Source organism: Pedobacter polaris, from assembly GCF_005116505.1.
GTDB classification, from domain to species: domain Bacteria; phylum Bacteroidota; class Bacteroidia; order Sphingobacteriales; family Sphingobacteriaceae; genus Pedobacter; species Pedobacter polaris.
The window spans coordinates 318940-343605 of sequence record NZ_SWBR01000002.1; the positions used below are offsets into that span (position 1 = coordinate 318940).

General features: G+C 34.1%; 22 protein-coding genes. 12 read left to right on the top strand and 10 right to left on the bottom strand.

The window, feature by feature from the left end; genetic code table 11:
• Positions 1 to 48: 48 nt before the first annotated feature.
• The gene (gene topA, locus FA048_RS07700) at positions 49 to 2595 is read right to left on the bottom strand and encodes a type I DNA topoisomerase (RefSeq protein WP_136839658.1); all 2547 of its coding nucleotides are present in this window, start codon (positions 2593 to 2595) and stop codon (positions 49 to 51) included.
• Between the two features lie 301 nt (positions 2596 to 2896).
• On the opposite strand from topA, the gene FA048_RS07705 reads away from it, so the two are divergent.
• The 4 genes from FA048_RS07705 to FA048_RS07720 all read left to right on the top strand — a co-directional run bounded on the left by FA048_RS07705 (position 2897) and on the right by FA048_RS07720 (position 6085).
• Positions 2897 to 3415, top strand: a complete 519-nt coding sequence (locus FA048_RS07705; RefSeq protein ID WP_136839659.1) for a glutathione peroxidase — start codon at positions 2897 to 2899, stop codon at positions 3413 to 3415.
• 66 nt (positions 3416 to 3481) lie between these two features.
• Positions 3482 to 4255: a M90 family metallopeptidase gene (locus FA048_RS07710; protein ID WP_136839660.1), complete on the top strand. Its 774-nt coding sequence runs from the start codon at positions 3482 to 3484 to the stop codon at positions 4253 to 4255.
• Positions 4256 to 4398: 143 nt separating this feature from the next.
• Positions 4399 to 5151 (top strand): 5'-nucleotidase C-terminal domain-containing protein, encoded by a 753-nt coding sequence (locus FA048_RS07715; protein WP_136839661.1) that lies wholly within the window; start codon positions 4399 to 4401, stop codon positions 5149 to 5151.
• The gene (locus tag FA048_RS07720; protein WP_136839662.1) at positions 5129 to 6085 is read left to right on the top strand and encodes a metallophosphoesterase; all 957 of its coding nucleotides are present in this window, start codon (positions 5129 to 5131) and stop codon (positions 6083 to 6085) included. Before FA048_RS07715 ends, FA048_RS07720 begins: the two co-directional genes overlap by 23 nt.
• 107 nt (positions 6086 to 6192) lie before the next feature.
• Here the strand turns inward: FA048_RS07720 and mnmA are convergent, their stop codons facing one another.
• Entirely contained in the window at positions 6193 to 7284 is a 1092-nt protein-coding gene (mnmA, locus tag FA048_RS07725) for a tRNA 2-thiouridine(34) synthase MnmA (protein WP_136839663.1), read from the bottom strand.
• 77 nt (positions 7285 to 7361) lie between these two features.
• Complete coding sequence (locus tag FA048_RS07730) at positions 7362 to 8396, bottom strand: LacI family DNA-binding transcriptional regulator (RefSeq protein ID WP_136839664.1); 1035 nt, start codon at positions 8394 to 8396, stop codon at positions 7362 to 7364.
• 155 nt (positions 8397 to 8551) lie between these two features.
• Between FA048_RS07730 and FA048_RS07735 the strand changes: the two genes are divergently transcribed.
• Positions 8552 to 10837, top strand: a complete 2286-nt coding sequence (locus FA048_RS07735) for a GH92 family glycosyl hydrolase (protein WP_136839665.1) — start codon at positions 8552 to 8554, stop codon at positions 10835 to 10837.
• 72 nt (positions 10838 to 10909) lie between these two features.
• On the opposite strand, the gene FA048_RS07740 is transcribed toward FA048_RS07735, so the two are convergent.
• Positions 10910 to 11797, bottom strand: a complete 888-nt coding sequence (locus tag FA048_RS07740; RefSeq protein WP_136839666.1) for a polysaccharide lyase — start codon at positions 11795 to 11797, stop codon at positions 10910 to 10912.
• Positions 11798 to 12301: 504 nt separating this feature from the next.
• On the opposite strand from FA048_RS07740, the gene FA048_RS07745 reads away from it, so the two are divergent.
• Both FA048_RS07745 and FA048_RS07750 read left to right on the top strand, forming a co-directional pair.
• Positions 12302 to 14149, top strand: coding sequence for a DNA topoisomerase (locus FA048_RS07745; RefSeq protein WP_136839667.1), 1848 nt, complete (start codon positions 12302 to 12304; stop codon positions 14147 to 14149).
• Between the two features lie 71 nt (positions 14150 to 14220).
• Entirely contained in the window at positions 14221 to 15246 is a 1026-nt protein-coding gene (locus tag FA048_RS07750) for a S66 peptidase family protein (RefSeq protein ID WP_136839668.1), read from the top strand.
• A 151-nt stretch (positions 15247 to 15397) separates the two neighbouring features.
• Here FA048_RS07750 and FA048_RS07755 read toward each other — a convergent pair whose 3' ends face one another.
• Positions 15398 to 16165 carry an MBL fold metallo-hydrolase gene (locus FA048_RS07755; RefSeq protein WP_136839669.1) on the bottom strand — a complete coding sequence of 256 codons (768 nt, stop codon included), beginning with the start codon at positions 16163 to 16165 and terminating at the stop codon, positions 15398 to 15400.
• 115 nt (positions 16166 to 16280) lie between these two features.
• Here FA048_RS07755 and FA048_RS07760 point away from each other — a divergent pair, with 115 nt between their 5' ends.
• The 4 genes from FA048_RS07760 to FA048_RS07775 all read left to right on the top strand — a co-directional run bounded on the left by FA048_RS07760 (position 16281) and on the right by FA048_RS07775 (position 18484).
• Positions 16281 to 16676 carry a cupin domain-containing protein gene (locus FA048_RS07760; protein WP_136839670.1) on the top strand — a complete coding sequence of 132 codons (396 nt, stop codon included), beginning with the start codon at positions 16281 to 16283 and terminating at the stop codon, positions 16674 to 16676.
• 179 nt (positions 16677 to 16855) lie between these two features.
• Complete coding sequence (locus tag FA048_RS07765) at positions 16856 to 17035, top strand: histone H1 (RefSeq protein WP_131553776.1); 180 nt, start codon at positions 16856 to 16858, stop codon at positions 17033 to 17035.
• Between the two features lie 144 nt (positions 17036 to 17179).
• Complete coding sequence (locus FA048_RS07770; RefSeq protein WP_136839671.1) at positions 17180 to 17488, top strand: hypothetical protein; 309 nt, start codon at positions 17180 to 17182, stop codon at positions 17486 to 17488.
• Positions 17489 to 17620: 132 nt separating this feature from the next.
• Positions 17621 to 18484 (top strand): OmpA family protein, encoded by an 864-nt coding sequence (locus FA048_RS07775; RefSeq protein WP_136839672.1) that lies wholly within the window; start codon positions 17621 to 17623, stop codon positions 18482 to 18484.
• Positions 18485 to 18532: 48 nt separating this feature from the next.
• On the opposite strand, the gene FA048_RS07780 is transcribed toward FA048_RS07775, so the two are convergent.
• Positions 18533 to 19228, bottom strand: a complete 696-nt coding sequence (locus tag FA048_RS07780) for an NUDIX hydrolase (RefSeq protein ID WP_136839673.1) — start codon at positions 19226 to 19228, stop codon at positions 18533 to 18535.
• 177 nt (positions 19229 to 19405) lie between these two features.
• Between FA048_RS07780 and FA048_RS07785 the strand changes: the two genes are divergently transcribed.
• Complete coding sequence (locus FA048_RS07785; protein WP_136839674.1) at positions 19406 to 20548, top strand: aldose epimerase family protein; 1143 nt, start codon at positions 19406 to 19408, stop codon at positions 20546 to 20548.
• A gap of 601 nt (positions 20549 to 21149) precedes the next feature.
• Here FA048_RS07785 and FA048_RS07790 read toward each other — a convergent pair.
• The 4 genes from FA048_RS07790 to FA048_RS07805 form a co-directional block, all read right to left on the bottom strand.
• Complete coding sequence (locus FA048_RS07790) at positions 21150 to 22319, bottom strand: alpha-hydroxy acid oxidase (RefSeq protein ID WP_136839675.1); 1170 nt, start codon at positions 22317 to 22319, stop codon at positions 21150 to 21152.
• A gap of 276 nt (positions 22320 to 22595) precedes the next feature.
• Positions 22596 to 23417 (bottom strand): amidohydrolase family protein, encoded by an 822-nt coding sequence (locus tag FA048_RS07795; RefSeq protein ID WP_136839676.1) that lies wholly within the window; start codon positions 23415 to 23417, stop codon positions 22596 to 22598.
• Between the two features lies 1 nt (position 23418).
• Positions 23419 to 23748: an L-rhamnose mutarotase gene (locus FA048_RS07800; protein ID WP_136839677.1), complete on the bottom strand. Its 330-nt coding sequence runs from the start codon at positions 23746 to 23748 to the stop codon at positions 23419 to 23421.
• Positions 23749 to 23817: 69 nt separating this feature from the next.
• The gene (locus FA048_RS07805; protein ID WP_136839678.1) at positions 23818 to 24666 is read right to left on the bottom strand and encodes a fumarylacetoacetate hydrolase family protein; all 849 of its coding nucleotides are present in this window, start codon (positions 24664 to 24666) and stop codon (positions 23818 to 23820) included.

The following is a 24666-nucleotide window of genomic DNA, read 5'->3' on the forward strand; positions in this document are numbered from 1 at the left end:
GTCGAAACGTCCTTCGACAGGCTCAGGATGACAATACAATAAGTTTAACTATTTTTTCTTCGCTACCGCTTTCTTTTTTGCTGGTGCTTTTTTCTTAACGTCAAACGCTTTTGGCAATTGTTCAACTATTAATTTTTTAACATCTTCCAAAGGAATTTCTGCCAATTCTTCTGCTGTATATTTGGCTTTAGTTTTAGGATTATTCCTCAATTTCAGCATTTCTTTACCAAAACGGATGAAAGGTCCCCAACGGCCATTTTCTATAGCAATTTTCTCACTTTCCCATTGTTGGATATAGCGATTGTTTTCCTTCTCAATTTTTTTCTCAATCAGTTCCTTGATATCATTTGCTGATAAACTTTCGAAATTATAAGCTTTCGGAACATTAATGAACAAGCTATTCCATTTAATGAAAGGACCAAAACGTCCAGTTCCTTTAGTTACTGGTAATCCTTCATATTCAGCAACTGGCGCATCAGCAGTAACTTTTTCGCCAATAATTTCAATAGCTCGAGCTTGGTCAACAGTTAATGGGTCTTCATTTTTAGGAATTGAAATAAAAGCTTCTCCCCATTTCACATATGGGCCAAAACGACCAACGCCAACTGAAACTTCCTTACCTTCGTAATCTTCCAATTGGAAAGGCAATTTGAATTGATCCAAAGCTTCTTCAAGGCTAACTGTGCCTACGGATTGAGATTTACCTAAACTTGCGTAACGAGGTTTATCTTCCTCGTCATCAGATAATTCGCCAATTTGAACTAAAGGGCCATAGCGACCAACTTTGGCATAAACATTTTTGCCAGTCGTTGGGTCTATACCTAATAAACGTTCACCGTTTGCACGGTCTGCATTTTCTAAAGTATTTTCTACTTCACTATGGAAAGGTGTATAGAAGGAGTGAAGCATTTTTGTCCATTCTTGTAAACCCTGTGCAATCTCATCGAACTGTTTTTCTACTTTAGCAGTAAAGTTAAAGTCTACAATTCCTTTAAAATGTTCTACTAAAAAGTCATTTACAACTTCACCAATATCGGTAGGGAAGAGCTTTGATTTTTCAGCTCCTGTTATTTCAGATTTTGTTACTTTACTAATGCTTCCATTAGCCAATACCATACTTACAAATTCCCGCTTTCTTCCATCTTTATCTTCTTTAACCACATACCCACGATTTTGAACCGTAGAAATTGTTGGTGCATAAGTAGATGGTCGGCCAATGCCTAGTTCTTCTAATTTCTTAACCAAACTAGCTTCAGTATATCTTGCAGGTGGACGAGAAAATCTTTCTGTTGCCGCTAATTCTTTTAAAATTAAAGTTTGCCCTTTGGCCAATGGTGGAAGTAGATTGTTATCGTCATTATCTTCATCTTCCTCATCAGTTGATTCTAGATAAACTTTCAAAAAGCCATCAAATTTTAATACTTCGCCCTCTGCTAGTAATTCTTCTTTTCTGGTAGATATACTGATGTTAACATTCGTTTTTTCAAATATAGCCTCACTCATTTGAGAAGCAATGGCACGTTTCCAAATCAAATCATACAAACGTTTCTCAGAGTTATCTCCATCCACACTGTGCTGATTAAAATAAGTAGGACGGATAGCTTCGTGAGCTTCTTGTGCACCTGCAGATTTTGTTTTGTAGACTCTAGGTTGATGATATTTTTCACCCCAAGCAGATCTAATTTCAGCCGATGCTGCAGCAATAGCCGTTTCAGATAAATTTACTGAATCGGTTCTCATGTAAGTGATTTTACCACTTTCATAAAGCTTTTGCGCAATTTGCATTGTTCTTGCAACCGAGAAACCTAGCTTACGGGAGGCCTCTTGTTGTAATGTTGAAGTTGTAAATGGAGCTGCTGGATTTCTCTTTGCAGGTTTTACTTCCAAACTGCTTACCGCAAAGCCTGCGTTAATACAATCTTGTAAGAATTTCTCTGCATCTGTTGCTTTCTCAAAACGTTGTGGCAATTCTGCTTTTACAATTTCTTTACCTTTTCCGGTATTAAATTGAGCAGTTATTTTAAAGGCTGCTGTACTGTTAAATTTATTTACTTCACGTTCACGGTCTACAATTAACCGCACTGCAACAGATTGAACTCTACCAGCAGATAAAGAAGGTTTTACTTTTTTCCACAATACAGGAGAAAGTTCAAAACCTACTAACCTATCTAAAACACGACGGGCTTGCTGCGCAAAAACCAAATTGTAATCAATTGTACGTGGGTTATCTATAGCCTTTAATATGGCAGGTTTGGTAATTTCATGAAAAACGATGCGTTTTGTATTACTTTCTTTTAAACCTAAAGTTTCATATAAATGCCAAGAAATAGCTTCTCCCTCGCGGTCTTCATCGGATGCTAGCCAGACCATTTCGGCTTCCTTCGCCAGTTTTTTTAGTTCGGCAACTACTTGTTTTTTGTCGGCAGGAACTTCATAAGTTTGGGAAAAATTATTTTCAGTATCAATTCCCATATCGCCTTTTACTAAATCTCGGATATGACCATAACTAGACTTAACCAAAAAATCCTTCCCTAAATAACCCTCTATGGTTTTAGCTTTTGCAGGTGACTCGACTATTAGTAAATTTTTTGCCATTCAGAACGTTTTTCTGCAAATAAAACTATAAATAAGTCTAAAATCAAAATTGGTATAGCAATTATTTTAAAAATAACAATTAGATTTAGTGCTTAACATGCTGTTTTACATCACTTAAAGCTTATATAATAGCCCTTTATTTATTTTTTTAAAATATCAATTTCTTTACGATATAATTATTTAACACATCTAATTAGTAAGTATCTTCGTTTATTGAAAAGAGAATTGCTTAGCGAGTATAGCGTATTGAGACAAGGAAGATAGCTAGCAAAAGAACAATTTAACAACTAAAACTAAAAAAATGATCAATACCTTATTATTACTATTAAACTTATGGATTGCTCCGAATCCACCTAAATCTGTTTATGATTTTACTTTTAAAACACTTGAAGGAAAGGAAATAAAACTTTCAAAATTTAAAGGAAAGAAAATTTTGATTGTAAATACTGCCTCTAAATGTGGTTATACACCACAGTATGAAGATTTAGAAAAATTACATAAAAAATATGGTAAAAATGTAGTTTTAATTGGTTTTCCTGCCGGAAATTTCAAAGAACAAGAATTAGGTACAAGTAAAGAAATTCAAGAATTCTGTACTCAAAAATATGGGGTTACTTTTTTAATGAGTGAGAAAGTGAGCGTAAAAGGGGCAGATATCAATCCTTTATTTGCTTATCTGACTAATCAGATAAATCCAGATTTTACAGGTGATATTAAATGGAATTTCGAGAAGTTTCTAATCAATGAAAAAGGTCAATTGGTGCACCGTTACCGTTCTCCGGTTAAACCTTTAGACGCTGCTATCGTTCAAAATCTATAATATTTCTTTATAGTTTCTTAATCCCAGGGCTTCATTGTTTTGGGATTTTTTTGTTTATAATTGATCATGAACTATTCCCCATACCTAATCCTCATATTAGTTTTAATAATAGCGTTATATTTTATTTTCCGTAAGAAGAAAGTTGTTTCAATTCCATTAAGTAAAGCTGATAAAAAGTTATTAAGCAATAATGTCGATTTTTATACCTGTCTTAATGGCACTAAAAAGTTATTGTTTGAACAAAAAGTTGCGGCATTTTTAGCAGCCATTAAAATTGAAGGTGTTGGATTAGAAATTATCCAATTAGATAAGTTATTAGTTGCTTCTAGTGCTGTTATTCCAATATTTGGCTTTACAGATTGGGAATATAAAAACTTAACAAATGTGGTTTTGTATCCAGATACTTTTAATCATGATTTCCAATTTGAAGGTGGTGAAAGAAACATCATGGGGATGGTTGGAAGTGGATTTATGAATGGCCAAATGATACTCTCACAATCTGCCTTAAGACACGGGTTTTCTAAAAGTGCGGGAAAAGAAAATACAGGAATCCATGAGTTTGTACATCTTTTAGATAAATCTGATGGCGCAACAGACGGCGTTCCTGAGAATTTAATGGCTCATGAATATACTTTGCCTTGGGTAAAAATGATGCACGAAGAAATTGAAAGAATTGAAGAAAATAAATCTGATATTAACCCTTATGCAATTACCAATCAAGCTGAGTTTTTCGCAGTCGTATCTGAATATTTTTTTGAACAACCAGAAATATTAAAAGAAAAACATCCTGATCTGTACCATATATTAAGTAAAACTTTTGAGCAAAATTTGGTAGAATGAGGGTCACCCTGAGCGTAGTCGAAGGGTAATTAAATCGAGTCTTCAACTACGCTCAGACTAACATCCCGTCAACCAAATGGCGAATTTATTTTGCTTTTCCCTCTTTATCAATCTATCTTAGCAAACATCAAAACAATCCTTTTATGACTGTAAAAAACAGGATTCATCTTCTTTCTATTTTATTACTCTTATTAGCATCTTGTACAACAAAATATGCCCTTGTAAAGTCAAATAGAGAAGAATACAAAATAAGCAATGACGTTCAGGTAGATAGTTCTATCATTAAAACCTATATGCCTTACAAAGCAAAGGTAGAAGCAGAAATGAATGAGGTGATAGGTTATACTGAAGTTTTATTAGCTAAAAGCTCTACAGTACCCGAATCTGTTTTAGGAAACTTTTTCGCTGATGCAGTATTTAATCAGGTTAAAAAATTAGAACCAAATGTAGATTTTGTTTTCCCAAGTACTAAAGGTGGATTAAGAAATGATATTGCCAAAGGACCCATAAGTGTTTCTAATATATTTGAATTGATGCCTTTTGAAAATCAATTGGTTCTGTTTAATCTAAAAGGCGAAGATTTTTTAAAAGTACTTAACTATATCGCAGCTACAAATGGACAACCTGTTAGTGGATTAAAAATGAATATTAAGGATAAGCTTGCTGAAAATATTTCTATTAATGGGAAGCCTTTTGATGTAGCTAAAAATTATTGGGTAGTTGCCTCAGATTATATTGCAAGCGGTGGTGATGACGCTGTAGGCTTTAATACACCTATTTCAAGAAAAAATATTGGACTGTTAGTTCGTGATGCACTATTAAGAGAAGTTAGGCAAATTCAAGCTGAAGGAAAGAGAATAAATGCAAAATTAGATGGAAGAATTACAAAAAATTAATCGTCGGAATTTTATAAAAGCTGGTGGTATTGCAAGTGCAGCAGTAGCATTGAGCTTGGATTCTTTAGATGTTTTTGCAAATGGTCGGCTGCAAAAACTAACCATTCTACATACCAACGATGTGCATAGTAGGATAGAACCTTTCCCAATGGATGGTTCTCGTAACCAAGGATTAGGTGGAACCGCTAGACGCTCTGCATTAATTAAAAAGATTAGAGCCGAACAAGAGAATGTACTGTTATTAGATGCTGGCGACATTTTTCAAGGAACACCTTATTTCAACAAATTTGGTGGCGAGCTAGAAATTAAATTGATGAGCCAAATGCAATATGATGCCACAACTTTAGGTAATCATGATTTTGATAACGGTGTTGAAGGGTTTTACAAACAACTGCCTCACGCCAATTTTCCTGTTTTAATTGCCAATTACGATTTATCTAATACGGCTCTTTCTAAATCTACACAATCATTTAAAGTTTTTAAAAAAGCAGGACTAAAAATAGGAGTGTTTGGCTTAGGTATACAATTAAAAGGATTAGTAGACCCTAAAAATTATGGAGAAACACAATACTTAGATCCAGTTGCTAAAGCAAACGAAACTGCAGCCATATTAAAAAATGATTATAAGTGTGATTTAGTGATTTGTTTATCTCATTTGGGTTATTCTTACCGAAGCAATATGGTTTCTGATAAGGTTTTAGCTGCAAATACCAGAAATATTGATTTAATTATTGGGGGACATACGCATACTTTTTTGGATGTGCCAGAAGATGTAAAAAACTTAGATGGACAAATTACCACCATTAATCAGGTTGGTTTCGCGGGGATTAATTTAGGTAGAATAGATTATTATTTTGAAGCTTACAAAGACAAAAAAATGAAAGTAGGCACCCCTTATTTGATTAATAATAAATTGGAACCCCCAACCCCCTAGAGGGGGCTTTGCAACTCTAAACATAACGCTTAGCATATCTTTTACATTTAATGCTTATGAAACTAATATGATCGCTAGGTAAGTCCCCTTTAGGGGATTTAGGGGTTTTAAACCAAAAAACCGCCACCTAGCAAATCATTGCCTTCATAAAAAACAGCAGATTGTCCTGGTGCGATTGCAGATACATTATGATCGAAAATTACACGCATTTGGTCTTTTTCCTGCACAATGGTACTTAGCATTCCAGCATCTTTATAACGAATTTTAGTAATTACATTGTCCATCGGTGCATAAATATTCTCATATTTAACCAAGTTGATATTCCTAACCATAGCTTCTTTACGCTCCAATTCATCAGCTCTGCCTAAAACAACAGTATTGCTTTCTGGTAAAATTTGGGTAACAAACATTGGCTCGCCAAAAGCTACACCTAAACCTTTTCTTTGCCCAATAGTATAAAATGGATATCCTTTATGTTGACCAATAATCATCCCATTACTGTTAACGAAATTTCCACCGGCAACTCTATCTTCTAAGTCTTCCACTTTGTGTTTTAAGAAGGCCCTATAATCGTTATCAGGAACGAAACATATTTCGTAGCTCTCAGATTTTTTAGCCAATTCTTCTTGCCCCATATCCATTGCCATCTGGCGGATATCAGCCTTAGCAAAACTGCCTAACGGGAATTTGGTACGCGATAGATTTTCTTGAGAAACACCCCACAGCACATAAGATTGGTCTTTATTTTCATCTTTACCTTTAGAAATTACATAGCGTCCGCTATCTTGTTGATGAATATTTGCATAATGACCAGTTGCAATAAATTCGCAATCTAGTTTATTGGCACGTTTCAATAAAGCTTCCCATTTGATATGGGTATTACATAAAACACAAGGATTTGGTGTACGACCGGCCAAATACTCATCTACAAAATTGTCGATAACAAAATCACCAAATTCATCACGAATATCTAGAATATAGTGAGGAAAACCATAATTTACAGCTAAGGTACGAGCATCATTAATACTATCTAAGCTGCAACAACCAGTTTCTTTACTACTTCCACCAGATGTAGCGTAGTCCCAAGTCTTCATGGTAAGGCCGATTACTTCGTAACCCTGCTCGTGCAACATTACCGCTGCAACCGAACTGTCAACCCCGCCACTCATGGCAACTAAAATTCTACCGTGTTTACTCATTATTAAAAATCAGGATGCAAAAATACAGGTTTTTGGTGAAATAATCTGATAAGGTAGTCTGAACAATGTAAAAAAGGCTATTTGCTTTTTTGACTAGATGACCTTACTTGAATTTGAGTATCCAAAAGAATAGTTTCGAATGGAGTATTGGTTTTATCATCAATTAAAGACAATAATTGTTTAGCGGCTAAGCTTCCAATTTCAAAAGATGGTTGATAAATAGTACTTAAAGATGGATTTAAGGCATCTGCTAAATCTGTGTTGCTAAAACCAATTAATGCTACATCGGTTGGAACAAGGTAGCCTAATTTATTTAATATGGCTAAGCATCTGGTACTCAATTGGTCTGTTGCTGTAAAAATTGCATCGGGTTTAGTGTCAGCATGCATTAATGCTTGAAGTATTTTTTCTAAATTTTGATTTAGGTTATCAGCAGTAGTTGTATCAAAAAATTGAACCAAGTTAGCATTGTAAGGTATTTTCGCATCAGCTAATGCTTTTTTGTAACCTTCGAAACGCTCTGTTGCCATGCTTAATTTAGTATCACTATTAATATGAGCTATGTTTTTGTAACCATTATCAATTAAATGCAAAGTTGCATTATAAGCACCTTTAAAGTTATCTACTGCAACTTTATGTGTATCAATTTTATCGCTTAGCCTATCAAATAAAACAATAGGTAAGCCTGATTTTTGTAAATTAATTAAGTAGTCGAAATCTGTAGTTTGGTAAGTAGGAGAGATGAGTAGCCCATCAATACCGCCCGAATAAAGTAAGTTAATGCAAGCTTTTTCTTGTTCAAATAGTTCCTTGCTTTGCATAATAATAATTTGATACTGATGCTCAGTACAATAATGATCTATACCATCAAGCATTTGTGCCACAAAATTGTTATCAATAGAACACACTACTACTCCAATAGATCTACTTTTACCTTCTTTTAAACTTCTCGCTATTCGATTTGGAACATAATTATGCTCATTGGCATATGCTAAAACCTTTTTTTTAGTTTTATCTCCAATTTGGTAACTATCTGTTAATGCTCTAGATACGGTAGAAACAGATAATTTTAACGCTTCAGCAATATCCCGTAAGGTAATGTTGTTATTCATTTAAGTTGTTAACTCTTATTGGGCTAAATATACGCATTTTTGTAGATTGAAATAATTCGTTAAATACTGATTTTTTGTTTTACTAAAACCATTTAGTAAAGATTTAATGTAAAATTAATACCTTAGACTTTCGAATTATAAATCATTATTAAAATATGAAACAATTTTTTTTCTATTGTCTACTTTTCCTATCATTTGTAGCTAATGCACAGCAAAATTTGGTGAAATATGTGAAACCTCTTATTGGTACCGAAAAGATGGGACATACTTACCCTGGTGCTACTGTTCCTTTTGGTGCAGTACAACTAAGTCCAGAAACAGATACCATCCCTTATGAAATGAATGGGAAATATAATGGTGATGTTTATAAATATTGTGCAGGTTACAAGTATGAAGACAAAACTATTGTAGGTTTTAGCCATACTCATTTTAGCGGAACTGGTCACTCAGATTTAGGAGACTTTTTAATTATGCCAACGCAAGGAAAATTACAAATGAACCCAGGAACCGCTAATAATACTAAATCTGGTTTTCGTTCTGCCTTTTCTCATGCTAATGAAACTGCCGAAGCTGGATATTATAGAGTAAAATTAGATGATGACAACATTACAGCAGAAATGACAGCTACCACGCGTGTGGGTATGCATCAATATACTTTTCCAAAATCTGATCAGAGCCATATAATATTAGATTTAATGGCCGGAATTTACAACTATGATGATAAAACAGTTTGGACTTATGTTCGCGTAGTTAATGATACTTTGGTAACTGGTTACCGCCAAACTTATGGTTGGGCTCGTACACGTACAGTTTATTTTTCTATGAGTTTCTCTAAACCGTTTAAATCATACGGACAAAAGAATTATGATGCAAAGCAAGCTTATCGTGGCTTTTGGGGTAAATTTGATCAAAGCAAGAACTTCCCAGAAATAGCAGGCAGAAAAGTAAGAATGTATTTTGATTTTGATACCAATGAAGGAGAAAAGGTTAAAATTAAATTTGCTTTATCTCCTGTAAGCCAAGAAAATGCATTAGAAAATATGCGTGCAGAAATAAGTGGATGGGATTTTGATAAAGTAAAAGCACAAGCACAAGCAACCTGGAATAAAGAATTAAATAAAATAAATATTTCGGCGTCTGAAGATGATAAAATCAATTTCTATACAGCCATGTATCATGCGTTTATCAGCCCAACAACTTATACAGATGGTAATGGACAATACAAAGGTTTAGACCAAGGCATTCATACCGCAAATGGGTTTACCAATTATACAACATTCTCTTTGTGGGATACATATAGAGCGTTGCATCCATTTTTTAACATTATACAGCCCTCAAGAAACAATGATATGGTTAAATCTATGATGGCACACTATGATCAGAGTAGTTTAAATATGTTGCCAATCTGGTCGCATTATGCAAATGACAATTGGTGTATGAGTGGTTACCATAGTGTTTCTGTAGTTGCCGATGCAATTATTAAAGGAGTTTATACTGGAGATGCAAATAAAGCTTTAGATGCTTGTATCATGACTGCTAAAAAACGCAATTATGAAGGTATTGGTTACTATATGGATTTAGGTTACATTCCTGCAGAGCGAAGCGGAATTTCTGTATCTAATACTTTAGAATATGCTTATGATGATTGGGCAATTGCGCAAATAGCCAAGAAATTAAACAGAATGGATGTTTATAATGAATTCATTAAACGTTCTAACAATTGGAAAAACAATTATGATGCTTCTATAGGCTTTATGCGTCCTAAAATGGCAGATGGAACATTTAAAAAAGTATTTGACTCTAAAGATACAGAAGGACAGGGGTTTATTGAGGGAAATAGCTGGAACTATAGCTTCTTTGTGCCCCAAGATCCAGCTGGGTTATTTGAGGTAATGGGTGGTAAAAAGAAATTCGCATTGAGATTGGATACTTTATTTACCATGCACTTGCCAGATGAGTTTTTTGCACATACCGAAGATATTACTCGTGAAGGTATCATTGGTGGTTATGTACATGGAAATGAGCCTGCCCATCATATTGCTTATTTGTATAATTGGACAGATCAGGCTTATAAAACTCAAGCCCAAGTACGTCATATTTTAAAAATGCAATACAAACCAACTCCAGATGGATTGGGAGGAAATGACGATTGTGGCCAAATGAGTGCTTGGTATATGTTTTCTTCATTGGGTTTTTATCCTGTATCACCAGGTGGTGATGAATATGCATTAGGTTCTCCGGCTGTAAATAATGCAAGTTTAACTTTAGAGAACGGCAAAAAATTTACTGTTGAAGCAATTAACCAAAGTGATAAAAATGTGTATGTTCAAAAAGTGTTGCTAAACGGAAAGGAGTTAGCTAAACCATTTATAAAACATAGTGATATCACATCTGGTGGAAAATTGACTTTTTACATGAGCTCTAAACCAAAAAAGAGTTAAATTTAAAGCTTACCATAAATTTAAAAAGCCATCATTTTTATGATGGCTTTTTGTTTAGGGTTAATTGTTTTGTTATTGAATTTTGTTAACCACAACATTGTCAAAGTAGATATAACTTGTTTGGCTAGAACCCCAAACAGCAACGTCTTTTCCACCTCTAAAATTATGAAATGACAACCTTTTGATTAGCCTTTTGCTATCATTAGTTGTCCATCTTATAGATTGGTCTAACACCGTATTATTATCGATTTTAAGTTGTACCCAACCATTTTTAGTTGAACCTGTATTGCTTTTTAAATACATATGTACCGTATAAGTTTGGCCTTTATTTATACTACCAGAAGTAGGATAAGTTTTACCAAAGGTATCACCACAAGGGCCAGCCATATCTCTGTGATAAAGATAGGGTTGAAAATAAACACGACCAGCATCATTTTGATACCACATTAATCTGAAGCTGCCTCCATTACCATCTGTTGCAATGTCACAACCTGTATTTTCATCACCGATTAAAAAACCAAAACCTACTTTTCCGCCTCGGCTCCAATCAAACTGACTGTGAAAACGTACATTGTAAGTGAGTTCGTACGCAGCACCATCAGAAATATCAAATCCGGCAATTAATCCATTTGAAACTGAATTAGGTGCCAATGTTGCACGGGCTTGGTTACCAGAAATATAGGCTCTAGATTCATTCCATCCGGTAATAGATGCGCCTCCGAAATCTGCACTGGCTTCCTCATAAGAATATGATCCATCTGCATGGTTAAATCCAGTGTTGATATTACTTGGGTAAGCGGCAGCAACATTTGCAATGTTTGTAGCTTCAGTAGTAACTTTTGTCTCTAATTCTCCAGGGGACTTTGTTTCGATCTGGTCTTTACTGCAACTTGAAGCAAGTACTGCTAAAGAAATGGTAGTCGCTAACATTAACGTTTGTGAAATTAAATTCTTTTTCATACAATTTTAGGTTTAGGGTTTAAATATTTGGGTTGATTTTATTTAGAAATAAGCATGCTGTAATTAAGAGCTAAAGAGCTTCAGCGTAAATAGAAACTTGAGTTACAGATGTGAACAATCCTTTGGGAAAGGATAATCTTTCGAGGTAATTTTTCATACAGTAGGATGATTTTGCCGGTTAACAAAATATTTGGTTCATCAAATATATAGGATACTAATTGATAAATACAATAAAAAAATAATATAAATATCTGATTTACAATATGTTATATTAATTTTGAAACGCTTGAGGCACAACCTTAAAATTTTTAAAGTATTGATATTCAGTAGTGTATGTTTTTGTCGATAAAAAGCCTGATACGTTTGAACCGCATTGAAAAAAATATGTTTTTATTATTAAAATGTGCAGATTAATTAACTGAAATAGGCCATTGTCGAAAACTTTAATCCGTATCTCTCTAAAATTTTCTGATATTTAACGCTCTAAAATAGCGAAGCGTAAGAATGAAGATTGTAATTGCCGAGAAACCATCAGTAGGACGAGAATTAGCAAAAGTATTTGGCGCAACCACCCGCAAAGATGGTTATATAGAAGGCAAAGGTTACTCATTTACATGGGCTTTTGGTCATTTATTGCAATTAGCTCCGCCACAGGAATATGGTTTTATTGGCTGGCGTAGACAACATTTACCAATGTTGCCAGCTAAATTCAAGCTTTCAATCCGTAAGGTAAAAACTAAAGATGGTTTTGTAGAAGATCCAGGTGTTAGGAAACAATTAGATATCATTAAAAAGCTTTTTGATGAAGCCACAGAAATTATCGTAGCTACAGATGCTGGACGTGAAGGAGAATTAATTTTCAGGTACATTTATTATTTTCTTAAATGTAAAAAACCGTTTAAACGTTTATGGATTTCTTCGCAAACTGATGAGGCCATAAAAGATGGATTTAGAAATTTAAAACCAGGAACAGATTATGATACCTTATTTAACTCAGCACATTGCCGATCGGAATCTGATTGGTTAGTGGGGATGAATGCAACTCAAGCACTAAGTATTTCCGCAGGTTCTAAAAGTGTACTTTCATTAGGCAGGGTGCAAACACCAACATTGGCCATGGTTTGTGCTCGATTTTTAGAGAATAGAAATTTTGTACCTCAAACCTTTTATCAAATTAGCATACAGTTAGATAAAGATGGACAGTTATTTAAAGCAATTTCTGTCGCTAATTTCAAAACCCAGCCTGAAGCACAAGGAATATTTGACAAAGTAGAAGATGTGGCATCAGGTTTTGCCACTGGTGGAAATATAACGGCAGTTGAAGCTAAACCGAGGAAAGAACCACCTCCTTTATTACATGATTTAAGCAGTTTGCAACAAGAAGGAAATAAGAAAAATGGCTTTACAGCAGATCAAACCTTAAATTTATTGCAGAATTTGTACGAAAGTAAACTAGTTTCATATCCACGTACTGGAAGTAGATATATTGGAGATGATGTTTTTTCAACCGTTCCTCAATTGATAAGTACGTTAACTGATCATCCAACTTTTGGTAATCAAGCTAATTTTCTGCAAACAGCAACTTTAAATAAAAGAAGTGTAAACGCTAAAAAAGTAACTGATCACCATGCTGTTTTGCCTACTGGTGTAAAACCGTATAATTTAAGTAAGGATCATCAGGCAATTTATGATATGGTTGCAGGGCGGATGTTAGAAGCCTTCCATCAAGAATGCATTAAGGAAATTACTAAAATTACAATTGAATCTGGTTCAATATTTATTGCAAATGGTACTGTAATTAGATCTGCAGGATGGCGATCAGTATTTAATGAAACAGAAGACGATAAAAAAGATGAGGATAATCCTGCACTGCCAAAAGTAAAAGCCGGAGAATTATTACCGATTGTAAATAAAGCTTTATTAGAGAAGCAGACCAAACCAAAGCCATTATATAACGAAGCTTCATTATTAAAAGCACTAGAAACATCTGGTAAAGAAATTGAAGATGAAGAGTTACGTTACGCAATGAAAGATAGTGGATTAGGAACACCTGCAACTCGTGCTGCAATTATTGAAACCTTGCTAACAAGAGAATACATTATTCGCGAAAAAAGAAATTTAATTCCTACTCAAAAAGGATTGGCGGTTTATGAGGTAGTTAAGGATAAAAAAATTGCGCAGGCAGAATTAACCGGACAGTGGGAAAAACGACTAGAAGAAATTCGTTCTGGTGCTTCAGTAACTGATTTTAAGGCAGAAATTGCAGATTACACTAAAACGATTACGCAAGAGCTTTTATTGGCAGGAGCAGGTCTTTCTGCTCAATTGGCAGAGGTTCCGGCTACAGTATAGTTATTACAACCTTAAAATGAACTGAAGTTTCTTAACTGGTAAATTATCTTTTATATTTATATTGCTTAATAATGAATCGTAAATATTTCTTATCCCTTCTTCCAGCTTCATTAGTAATAAACCCTTTAAAAAGTATTGCTACAGAAACCCCAAACATACAATCACTTAAAAGAGTCAAAATTCCTTCCTATTTATTGTCAGGTGATACTATTGGAATTACTTGTCCTGCTGGTTATATTACTCAAGCAGAAATAGATCCATCAATCATTCAAATGAAAAGTTGGGGATTTAATGTTAGCGTTGGCAAAACCGTGGGTGCAAGAGATTTTACTTTTGGAGGAACAGATCAGGAGCGCTTAGCAGATCTTCAACAAATGTTGGATGACCCAAACATCAAAGCAATTATGTGTGCTCGTGGCGGTTATGGAGCAATTAGGATATTAGATCAATTAGATTTTAGTAAATATAAGTCTTCTCCTAAATGGTTAATTGGCTTTAGCGACATTACAATATTGCACAGTCATATCAATACAAACTATCGTGTAGCTACAATTCACTCTAAAATGTGTAACAGCTTTCCATCAGATTGGGCTTTAGCAGAACCAATACAAATAGAAACCATTAATTCTATTCAGCATGCTCTAAAGGGAGATCGAATGAAATATACTACTCCTTGTAATGTAAGCAATAGGATGGGATCTGTTTCTGGAGAATTAATTGGTGGTAATTTACGTTGTATCGAAAACTTAGCAGGAAGTAAATCTGAAATAGAAACCGAGGGGAAAATACTTTTTGTTGAAGATACTGGCGAATATTTGTACAGTATAGACCGTATGTTTTACAACCTTAAACGAAGTGGTAAATTGGATAAACTTAAAGGGTTAATTATTGGAGGATTTAAAGTTAAACCAGATGATGCTGGCTCTGAATTTGGCAAAACGCTAACGGAAATAGTTTTAGATAAAGTAAAAGAATTTGAATATCCGGTTTGTTTTGATTTTCCCGTTGGACACCAAAGGGCAAACTTCGCTTTAAAATGTGGTGTGAAACATAACTTTGAGGTTTGGGAAAGTGGTACAAAACTAGAGGAAGTTTAGACCCTTCTCCATCCGTCATTTCGAACGAGGAACGAGGAGAAATCTCAAAGATTTGAACAAAAGCTAATTTTCAGAATTAAGGAGTCTACTAATAGATCTCTCGTCGCACGCTCTGTCGAGATGACGGAGAGTTATGTTTCTATGTGGTAAATTAAGCAGAAATATGGTAAACTGCTGTTTCTTGCAGCCTTGAGGCTACAATAATCTTTGTTCCATTTGAATGTGATTGAAACAGATTATATACTAATTCAGGGCAATTGTTATCCTTACTTAAATGAGAAAGAAATAAATGACTCATGTAAGCTGGTTTATGCCCCAAAAATAAATCTAATGCTTGTTTATTAGACAAATGCCCATTACCACCTCTAATTCTATTCTTTAGAAAATACGGATATCTACCATTGTCTAACATTTCATCATCATAATTTGCTTCTAAAAAAGCAGCATGGCAATTTTTAAAATTCTTAATCACATGCTCACAATGCCCACCAATATCTGTAAAAACACCTACTGTAACCCCATTACAACAAACTGTAAAGCTGTGAGGTTCTGCAGCATCATGTTTTTTAGGGAAAGCTATAACGCTTAAATTTCCTAGTTGAACAGGAATGTAGGCTAAAAAAGATTGAATAAGGTTAGGTTGAATCACCTGTCTTCCTCTAAGTAAGGTATGTTGGGTAATATAAACTGGTATTTGATACTTTTTAGCTAAAACTGGTAATCCACGAATGTGGTCACTATGTTCGTGAGAAATGAAAATTGCTTTTACTTTATTTATACAAAGTGATAAGCGCTGCATCCTGACTTCTGTTTCCTTGCAACTTAAACCGGCATCAATCAAAATTGCTTCATCAGCATTGCCAATATAGAAACAATTGCCGTTACTGCCTGTGTTTAATGAACTAATAAATAATGCCATAGGATAATACAAAGAAAATGAATTTATCAATTCATAAACATCTTATTTATAAACATTATGTTGATTTGAAACAACTTTAACTAATTTACTGTTTTTATGAGGTAAATAAACAACTATGGAAGAGAAACACAACAATGCTACGCAACGGAGACCAGAAGGTGCAAGACCTTTGGATGCAGGAATAATTCCTATTCATATTCCGAAATATATAGAGCAGATTAAAAATGAAGAGGCCTACCACAAAAATGGTAAAAATGCAATCACTGTTTTTAAATCTGATAAAGTAACAATAACGCTAATTGCACTTAAAAAGGAGGAGAGTTTTCAGCCTGGTAAAGAAGAAAATGAAGCAACAATGAGTTTACAAGTCATAAAAGGTCTGATTTATTTCGAAAGTTTTGATCATAAAATTGATCTACAAGAAGGTGAACTAGTTACTTTACACCAGCAATTATCATTTAAAACTGTAGCGCTGAATGATACAATTTGCCTCTTAACAATGGTCAAATAGCATTTAGAGGCACTTTTTTTTGAAAAAAAGAAAAATAAATGATTTGCTAACAAATTAGGTTTCAGGAGCTTTTGCCCAAAAAGTGGCTTAGCATTGCTAAAAAGCAATATTAATTATTCAACAGATACTTGTTTATTAGGTTTAAATGATATATTTGAATTCAAATAAAAACTAAAAAAATGGAAAAATTCTCAAAAGTTAAAGAAGTAATTGCTGCTATTGAAGCAGATGCAGAAAAATTTTATAACGGTGGTAATGCTGCTGCAGGTACAAGAGTACGTAAAGCTATGCAAGACCTTAAAGGCTTAGCTCAAGAAATTCGTACTGAAGTAACTGAGAAAAAAAACTCGGGTAAATAAGCTTTTGAGCTCAATCATTACGAAGAGAGACTTTGCTATGGCAAGGTCTTTTTTATGTTTAAAGGTTTCTCATTTGTTGTGTCCTAAGGTATTTTTAAGATTTAACAAAAATTTGTACATTTAAGCATTTAATATAACTCAAAGATGATTTCAGTAAAAGTTAGTTATACCGTTAAGCCTGAGTATGTTCAGCAAAACAAACAAAATATTAATAATTTCTTATCAGACTTTAAAAAACAAAAAACCTTAAATTTTCTATATAATGTATATTTACAGGAAGATAAGGTAACTTTTATTCATATTTCTATGTACGAAAATGAAGAGGTGCAAAATCAAATCCTTAACATACCTTCTTTTATTCAGTTTCAAAAGGAGAGAGATAAAAGTGGTTTAAATGATAGCCATAAAATTGAATACATTGAGTTTATTGGATCTTCACTGAATTTATTATAACTAATTTCCTATTCACAAAAATCTGTTAATTATCTTATTTATAGGTAATTAACTTGGTTGTTCTCTACCGAGATTATTGATGCCCAAACTTTATAACTTTTTGTTTGTTTTAACAGGTAAAATATAAAAGTTATGAAATATCCAAAATTAACATCAATAGCTTTTGCTCTGGCTATATTAACACAAGGTTGTGTTAGCAATAAAAAATTTCAAGAGCTACAGGCAAACAATAGTAAGTTACAACAAAGTAACCAAGACTTAAATAAACGTTTGCAAGACAGTGAATCAGATGTATCTGGTCAGAAAATTAGAGTAAAAAGTTTAGAAGAGCAAATTGCAAGTCAAAAGTCAAACCTTGTTTCATTACAAGCTGCGTTAGATAAATGCTTAAATTCTACTAGTCAAGGTAATGTTAACATTTCAAAGTTAGTTGATGAAATAAATGCATCAAATAAATATATCCAACAACTAGTTAATGCCAAAAACAAAAGCGATTCATTAAATATGGTATTAACTAATAATTTAACTAGATCATTAAGTCGTGAAGAAATGACTGATGTTGATGTTAAAGTATTAAAAGGAGTTGTGTATATCTCATTATCAGACAACATGTTGTATAAATCTGGTAGTTATGAAATTTCAGATAAAGCTGGAACAACCTTAAGTAAAATTGCAAAAATCATAACGGACTATAGTAATTATGATGTGCTGATTGAAGGTAATACTGATAACGTACCAATCTCTCAGCCAAATATTCGTAGCAATTGGGATTTAAGTGCTTTAAGAGCCTCTTCAGTTGTTCAATCCCTCCAAAAAAACTACAATATAGATCCTAAACGTTTAACTGCAGGAGGTAGGGGTGAATACAATCCTATAGCAGGAAACGATACTCCAGCTGGGAAAGCTCAGAATAGACGTACCCAGATAATCATTACGCCTAAATTAGATCAGTTTATGGATTTGATTGGTAAAGCACCAGAGGCCTCAAAGCCTTAAGGTTACAGCAATAAGTAAAAAGCCCCGAATTTAATTTTCGGGGCTTTTTTATTTAGACTTTGCGGTTAAATTTAGAAAAGATTGGAATTGTGCTTTGTGTTTTTGTTTGTCCAATTTAAAATAGAAAGCTCCGCGTCTTGAGTTAGATTTGTCTTTTTCAGTTTGTTTTATCAGCAATCCACTAGCTGTTATTTTCCGAATAAAATTCCTATTGTCTATAGGAGAATCATAAACTTGTTCATATAAGGCCTGTAGTTGAGGAATGGTAAACTTTTTTGGCAAAAGTTCAAATAGGATGGGATGAAGTGCAGCCTGGTAACGGATTTTGTCCATTGCAGCCTTCACCATTTTATCATGGTCAAATATCAGTTTAGGTATTTCTTTTAACTTGAACCATTCTGCATGATATTGATCATTAATTTGTTTGCTATACTTATTGATGTCAATTAATGCAAAATAAGCTACTGAAACAGTTCTTTCAATTGGGTCTCTATCAGGATTTCCGTAAGCATGCAATTGTTCTAAATAAACATCATGCAAACCCGTTAATTCTAATAATATACGTTTTGCGGCACCATCTAAATTTTCATCGTCACCAACAAAACCTCCCATTAAACTCCACTTGTCTTTTTCGGGTTCAATTGCTCTTTTTACAAGTAAAAGCTTTAAATGTTCGCCGTCATAACCAAATATAATGCAGTCTACTGCTATAAGAATGGGTTTAACGTTACTATACTTGGCCATACGAAAATTAAGCGTTAAATAGATTTGGTTTAATAATTAGTTCCATATTGTAGGATTTCGCTAAATTATATATAATTTTTTTGATGTAACTAAAATCCTTCTTTATTAATAATAAATATAATCGTTATTACAACGTTAATTAAATTTACTATTTTAGCACAAACCAAAATAAATCTCATGAAAAAAATCATTCTTAAAGCACTTCCTTTTGCGACATTTTGTTTAATTGTTGCATTTTCATCTTGTAATCAAGCCCAGAAATCAGTAGAAACCGTTAAAAGCGATTCTCTTCAATACGATACTGTAATTAATGATAAACAAGTAAAACTTTATACATTAACTAACAGTAATGGTGTATCTGTTACTATCACAAATTTTGGTGGTCGTGTAGTTTCATTATTAGTGCCTGATAAAAATGATAAATTAACAGACGTTGTTTTAGGTTATGATAGCATTAGCACATACCGCAAAACAGGTGAACCTTTTTTTGGAGCATTAATTGGTCGTTATGGCAATAGAATAGGAAAAGGTAAATTTACCCTAGAAGGAAAAGAATATCAATTGCAATTAAATAATGGGCCAAATACTTTACATGGTGGTACTGATGGTTTTTACGGAAAGGTTTGGGATGCAAAACAAGATGGACAGAAATTAGAATTAACTTATTCATCTGCTGATGGAGAGGCTGGTTATCCTGGTAAGTTAGACGTTAAGGTAATTTATACTTTAACCAACGAAAATGCCCTTCAAATAGACTATACAGCAACAACTGATAAAACAACAATAGTTAATTTAACTAACCATGCTTACTTTAACTTAAGTGGAGAGGGTAATAAAACAATTTTGGATCACGAGTTAATGATTGCTGCTGATGCTATTACACCAGTTGATAGTACCTTAATCCCGACAGGCGCATTAATGCCAGTAAAAGGAACTTCATTTGATTTTAATGTAGCTAAAGCAATTGGCAAAGACATTGAGTTAAAGGAAGAACAATTGAAATTTGGTAAAGGTTATGATCATAACTTCGCTTTAAAGGCTAATGATGGTAAAACACCAGTAGCTACTTTAAAAAGCCCTGTAACAGGTATTAAAATGGAAGTGTATACAACTGAGCCAGGCTTACAATTTTATAGTGGGAACTTTTTAACAGGCGAAACTAAAGATGGTAAAAAAGGAAAATCTTATCCTCATCGTTCTGCATTATGTTTAGAAACACAACATTTCCCTGATGCACCAAATCATGCAAATTTTTCTTCTACAACGCTTAAACCTGGTCAGACTTATACAACTAGTACAACTTATAAGTTCTTAAAATAAATCCCCAACCCCCTAAAGGGGGCTTTACAAGATTAGATAGCACAAAAAAGCAAGACTCATAAAGTCTTGCTTTTTATTTTTAATGTAGACCTTACAGCTAAGTTTCGTCATACTCAACTCGATTGGGTATCGTAATGCGACATAAAGGCTAATTTGGATTGCAACTTGCATTAAGATTCCCATTTTCATGCGAATGACAGGGGCGAACATTGTTTCCCAATAGGACTATTCTGTAGAATTTTTAAGGGTAAAGCAGTTGCCTTTTCCATGGTAAGCTGCAGCCCCGCTATTCGCTACAAAATCTTTTTTTCCTTCGACTTCGCTCAGGATGACAAAAAGATTTTTCTACTGCTATCGGGTTTGTTTTACACAGGCTTTTGCAACTATTTAGGTTTGCACCTAGCAATTGCCAAGAACCACCAACTTTGTTAGTTAAACCTGATTAAGGCGATAGCTCTTGAGCTGAAAGCGAAAAGACTAAAGCTGAGAGCAGGACTGTATTTGCGATGAAAAACTGACATTCTTTTTCAAAAAAAAAACCTCAACAATTATGTAAGGTTTTATAGTTTTACGACTTGCAGGTAAGTCCCTTTTAGGGGATTTAGGGGTTTAATAACCGCTCTGGAAACTGAGAAATTTTCTCGATGGTTAGTTGTTGCATTATTTGGTATAAATGAGTCTTAAACATATTAATTGTATGTTCTCCTCCTTCGTTACCCAAGGCGCCAACCCCATACATAAAAGGCCTGCCCATAAAGTTAAATTCAGAGCCAACGGCGTGTGCTCTTGCTAAATCAACACCAGATCGAATACCTCCGTCTAACATTATTTTTAGCTTAGATTTATACGCTGGATTATTGGCTAACTTAATCAACGATTTAATTGAAGACTCACCTGCATCGATTTGCCTTCCGCCATGATTGGATACAATAACGCCATCTACACCGATTTGAATAGCCGCCTGCATATCTTCATCTGTTGCAATTCCTTTTAGTACTAAAGGCCCTTTCCATATATCTCGAATTGCTGAAACCTTTTCTATATCAACCTTACCAGTAAACGTTTTATTCATAAATTGTCCCAATTGAGACATATCTAAACCTTTTTCCATATAAGGTTTCAATGTAGCAAATGAAGGAATTCCATGCTGTAAGGTTTTAATTCCCCACAAAGGACGAGCAAAAGCCTGTAATATGTTGTTAATTGACATTTTAGGAGGAATAGACAATCCGCTCTTGATTTCTTTATATCTTAATCCGAACGCAGGGACATCTACTAAAACTACTAAAACTGGGCACTCGACCACTTTTAACCGATTTAAAATATCGTCTCTTAATTTGTTTTCTGTAGGATGATACAATTGGAACCATGCTTTCCCTTCTGATACTTCTGCAATTCGCTCGATGCTACTTGTTGATACGGTGCTTAATGTATAAGGGATATCATGTTTGGCTGCAGCTTTGGCTAAAATTTCTGGAGCATTTGGCCACATTAAACCTTGTAAACCTATTGGCGATATGCCAAAAGGAGCACTATATTTACGACCAAATAATTCGACAGACATATCAATATCTCCGCCAACACGTAAATAATTTGGTTTAAGATAAATATCATCGAAATCACTTTCGTTACGGGCTAAATTAAGTCCCTCATTACAACCGCCTTCTAAGTAGTCAAAAGCGAACTTAGGAATTCTACTCTTTGCTTTGCGTCTTAAGTCTGCTACGGAAGGGTATTGAGAATGGTAGGGGAATGTAATTTTTTTGCTCATATTTAATTTGTTGTCTGGTCAGATCCTTGATTTAAAAGTGGGAAACTAATATTTTATATTTTATTTTCCATCCTGCTCTATCTGCTGTTCTTTAGTTTGCGTCACCCTGAATTTATTTCAGGGTCCTTTTATGTTGGTCTGGATTTGCAATCCAGAACCTTTAATTGAGGATTTAAAATCCTCAGGTAATAAGGTCGAGATTACAAATCTCGACCAAGATGGATTTAAAAGTAAGTTAACATACAGATTCCTCCGAAGTCGGAATGACAAAACGTGTTATATCTTGTAAAATGCTTTTGCATTACTTGAAAAAACTTTCATTTTTTCTTCCTCAGTAAATTGGGAAACGTACTTATTAACCAAGTTAAACCAATCTGTATAAGGTTTGCTTACTAAAACTACTGGCCAATCGCTTCCATACATTATTCTATCAGTTCCGAAGTGTTTAAATATCACGTCAAAACAATTAAAGATCTCAGTTTCTGTCCAGTTAAACCAATCAGCTTCTGTTAATAATCCAGAGATTTTACAATATACATTTGGGTTTTGTGCTAGTGTTTTAATGTTTTCATCCCAAGCTTTTAAATCCTGAGTTTTAGCATCAGGTTTGCCACAATGATCTAAAACCAAAAGTTGGTTTGGTAATTTATCAACTAGTCTGTTGATAGCTTTTAGTTGGGTGTGATAACATAACAAATCATAGGTATAACTGAAATCATTTAATGTTTTTACACCTTTTGCAAATTGATCATCTAAGATAAAATCATCTTGCTCTGCTTGTAAAATGTGCCTCCAACCTTTAATTAAAGGAAATGATTTCCAATGATTTAATCTTTCTTCTAAACTATCAGCCTTCAAGTCTGTCCAACCAACAATACCTTTAATAATAGAGTTTTGTGAAGCTAAACCGAGTAGAAATTCTGTTTCTGTTTCACTCTGATTGGCTTGTACGGCAACACAGCCAGTTATTCCTATTTCATTATAAGTTTTAGAAATATCATTAGGCGTAAAATCATTTCTGATTATACCCATATCTTCAGTTATCCAATTATCTCTAATTGGGTCGAAATTCCAAAAATGAACATGACTGTCAATCATTTTATAACTCAAATATTTGATCCATCATTACCCATTTTTCTCCTGATTTTGCCCAAGGTAACGGTTGTTGGAAATTCCACATCAATTTTTCCCATTCTTGCACTTTTGAGTTTGCTAAATCGGCTTTCTTTTTTGCTTCGAAGGTAAACTCATCATCAACCTCCATGATCATAAAAAGCCTATTTGCAACTAAATAGATTTCTAAATTTTCTATTCCAACATCCCTTAAGCTATCTTTAATTTCGGGCCAAACAGATCTATGATACTGCTTATAAGTTTCAATCAATTTTTTGTCTTCCTTAAGGTCAAGTGTGAAACAGTATCTATCCATAAATTAATTTTAAATCCGATGCTATCGGAATACGATTGGCTCGTTAAATTAAAAAAAATAATTGGATGTTTATTGATAGGCCTTTACATTTTGTTTGCTGCTTCCTAATCCGTCTATCCCTAACTCCACAACATCACCAGGTTTTAAATACCAAGGTGTAGGTTTCTGTCCCAATCCAACTCCTGCTGGTGTTCCGGTTGTAATTACATCTCCTGGTAAAAGGGTCATGAACTGACTGATATATGAAATCATGAAAGGAACATTGAAAATTAAGTTGCTGGTATTTCCATCTTGTAGTGTTTTTCCATTTACGGTTAACCAAAGGCGAAGATTGTGTACATCTGCAATTTCATCTTGAGTTGCAATAAATGGTCCGATAGGTGCAAAAGTATCTGCACTTTTACCCTTTACCCATTGTCCGTTTCTTTCTAATTGGAATTCGCGTTCACTATAGTCATTGTGTAAAACATAGCCTGCGATATGGTCATAGGCGTCAGCTTCTGAAACATATTTAGCTTTTTTACCAATCACAATTGCCAATTCAACTTCCCAGTCTGTTTTAATACTGTTTTTAGGAATTTCCAAATCATCATTCGGACCAACAATAGCAGTAGTTGCCTTGAAGAATAAAATGGGTTCAGTAGGGATAGGGGCATTTGTTTCTGCAGCATGGTCTTTGTAGTTTAAACCAACGCAAATTATTTTAGAAGGTCTAGCCAAAGCAGGGCCTAATCTTACTTCTTTATCAATTTGAGGTAAATCTGCGGTTTTTATTGCTTCAGCTAGTTTTTTTATCGCATCACCCGAAAAGAAGTTTTCATCATAATCACTTACTAAACCAGATACATCGTAGTATTTCTCGTCTATAATTACTCCCGGTTTTTCAGCTCCAGCTTCGCCAAATCTTATTAATTTCAT

What these genes read in the sequence shown, in the direction of transcription:
- FA048_RS07800 (WP_136839677.1), bottom strand. Translation starts at nt 23,748, where the DNA reads ATGGATAGATACTGTTTCACACTTGACCTTAAGGAAGACAAAAAATTG.
- mnmA (WP_136839663.1), bottom strand. Translation starts at nt 7,284, where the DNA reads ATGAGTAAACACGGTAGAATTTTAGTTGCCATGAGTGGCGGGGTTGAC.
- FA048_RS07770 (WP_136839671.1), top strand. Translation starts at nt 17,180, where the DNA reads ATGATTTCAGTAAAAGTTAGTTATACCGTTAAGCCTGAGTATGTTCAG.
- FA048_RS07720 (WP_136839662.1), top strand. Translation starts at nt 5,129, where the DNA reads ATGGAAGAATTACAAAAAATTAATCGTCGGAATTTTATAAAAGCTGGT.
- FA048_RS07785 (WP_136839674.1), top strand. Translation starts at nt 19,406, where the DNA reads ATGAAAAAAATCATTCTTAAAGCACTTCCTTTTGCGACATTTTGTTTA.
- FA048_RS07795 (WP_136839676.1), bottom strand. Translation starts at nt 23,417, where the DNA reads ATGATTGACAGTCATGTTCATTTTTGGAATTTCGACCCAATTAGAGAT.
- FA048_RS07715 (WP_136839661.1), top strand. Translation starts at nt 4,399, where the DNA reads ATGACTGTAAAAAACAGGATTCATCTTCTTTCTATTTTATTACTCTTA.
- FA048_RS07755 (WP_136839669.1), bottom strand. Translation starts at nt 16,165, where the DNA reads ATGGCATTATTTATTAGTTCATTAAACACAGGCAGTAACGGCAATTGT.
- FA048_RS07705 (WP_136839659.1), top strand. Translation starts at nt 2,897, where the DNA reads ATGATCAATACCTTATTATTACTATTAAACTTATGGATTGCTCCGAAT.
- FA048_RS07765 (WP_131553776.1), top strand. Translation starts at nt 16,856, where the DNA reads ATGGAAAAATTCTCAAAAGTTAAAGAAGTAATTGCTGCTATTGAAGCA.
- FA048_RS07730 (WP_136839664.1), bottom strand. Translation starts at nt 8,396, where the DNA reads ATGAATAACAACATTACCTTACGGGATATTGCTGAAGCGTTAAAATTA.
- FA048_RS07735 (WP_136839665.1), top strand. Translation starts at nt 8,552, where the DNA reads ATGAAACAATTTTTTTTCTATTGTCTACTTTTCCTATCATTTGTAGCT.
- FA048_RS07780 (WP_136839673.1), bottom strand. Translation starts at nt 19,228, where the DNA reads ATGGCCAAGTATAGTAACGTTAAACCCATTCTTATAGCAGTAGACTGC.
- FA048_RS07740 (WP_136839666.1), bottom strand. Translation starts at nt 11,797, where the DNA reads ATGAAAAAGAATTTAATTTCACAAACGTTAATGTTAGCGACTACCATT.
- FA048_RS07745 (WP_136839667.1), top strand. Translation starts at nt 12,302, where the DNA reads ATGAAGATTGTAATTGCCGAGAAACCATCAGTAGGACGAGAATTAGCA.
- FA048_RS07805 (WP_136839678.1), bottom strand. Translation starts at nt 24,666, where the DNA reads ATGAAATTAATAAGATTTGGCGAAGCTGGAGCTGAAAAACCGGGAGTA.
- FA048_RS07750 (WP_136839668.1), top strand. Translation starts at nt 14,221, where the DNA reads ATGAATCGTAAATATTTCTTATCCCTTCTTCCAGCTTCATTAGTAATA.
- FA048_RS07775 (WP_136839672.1), top strand. Translation starts at nt 17,621, where the DNA reads ATGAAATATCCAAAATTAACATCAATAGCTTTTGCTCTGGCTATATTA.
- FA048_RS07790 (WP_136839675.1), bottom strand. Translation starts at nt 22,319, where the DNA reads ATGAGCAAAAAAATTACATTCCCCTACCATTCTCAATACCCTTCCGTA.
- FA048_RS07760 (WP_136839670.1), top strand. Translation starts at nt 16,281, where the DNA reads ATGGAAGAGAAACACAACAATGCTACGCAACGGAGACCAGAAGGTGCA.
- FA048_RS07710 (WP_136839660.1), top strand. Translation starts at nt 3,482, where the DNA reads ATGAACTATTCCCCATACCTAATCCTCATATTAGTTTTAATAATAGCG.
- topA (WP_136839658.1), bottom strand. Translation starts at nt 2,595, where the DNA reads ATGGCAAAAAATTTACTAATAGTCGAGTCACCTGCAAAAGCTAAAACC.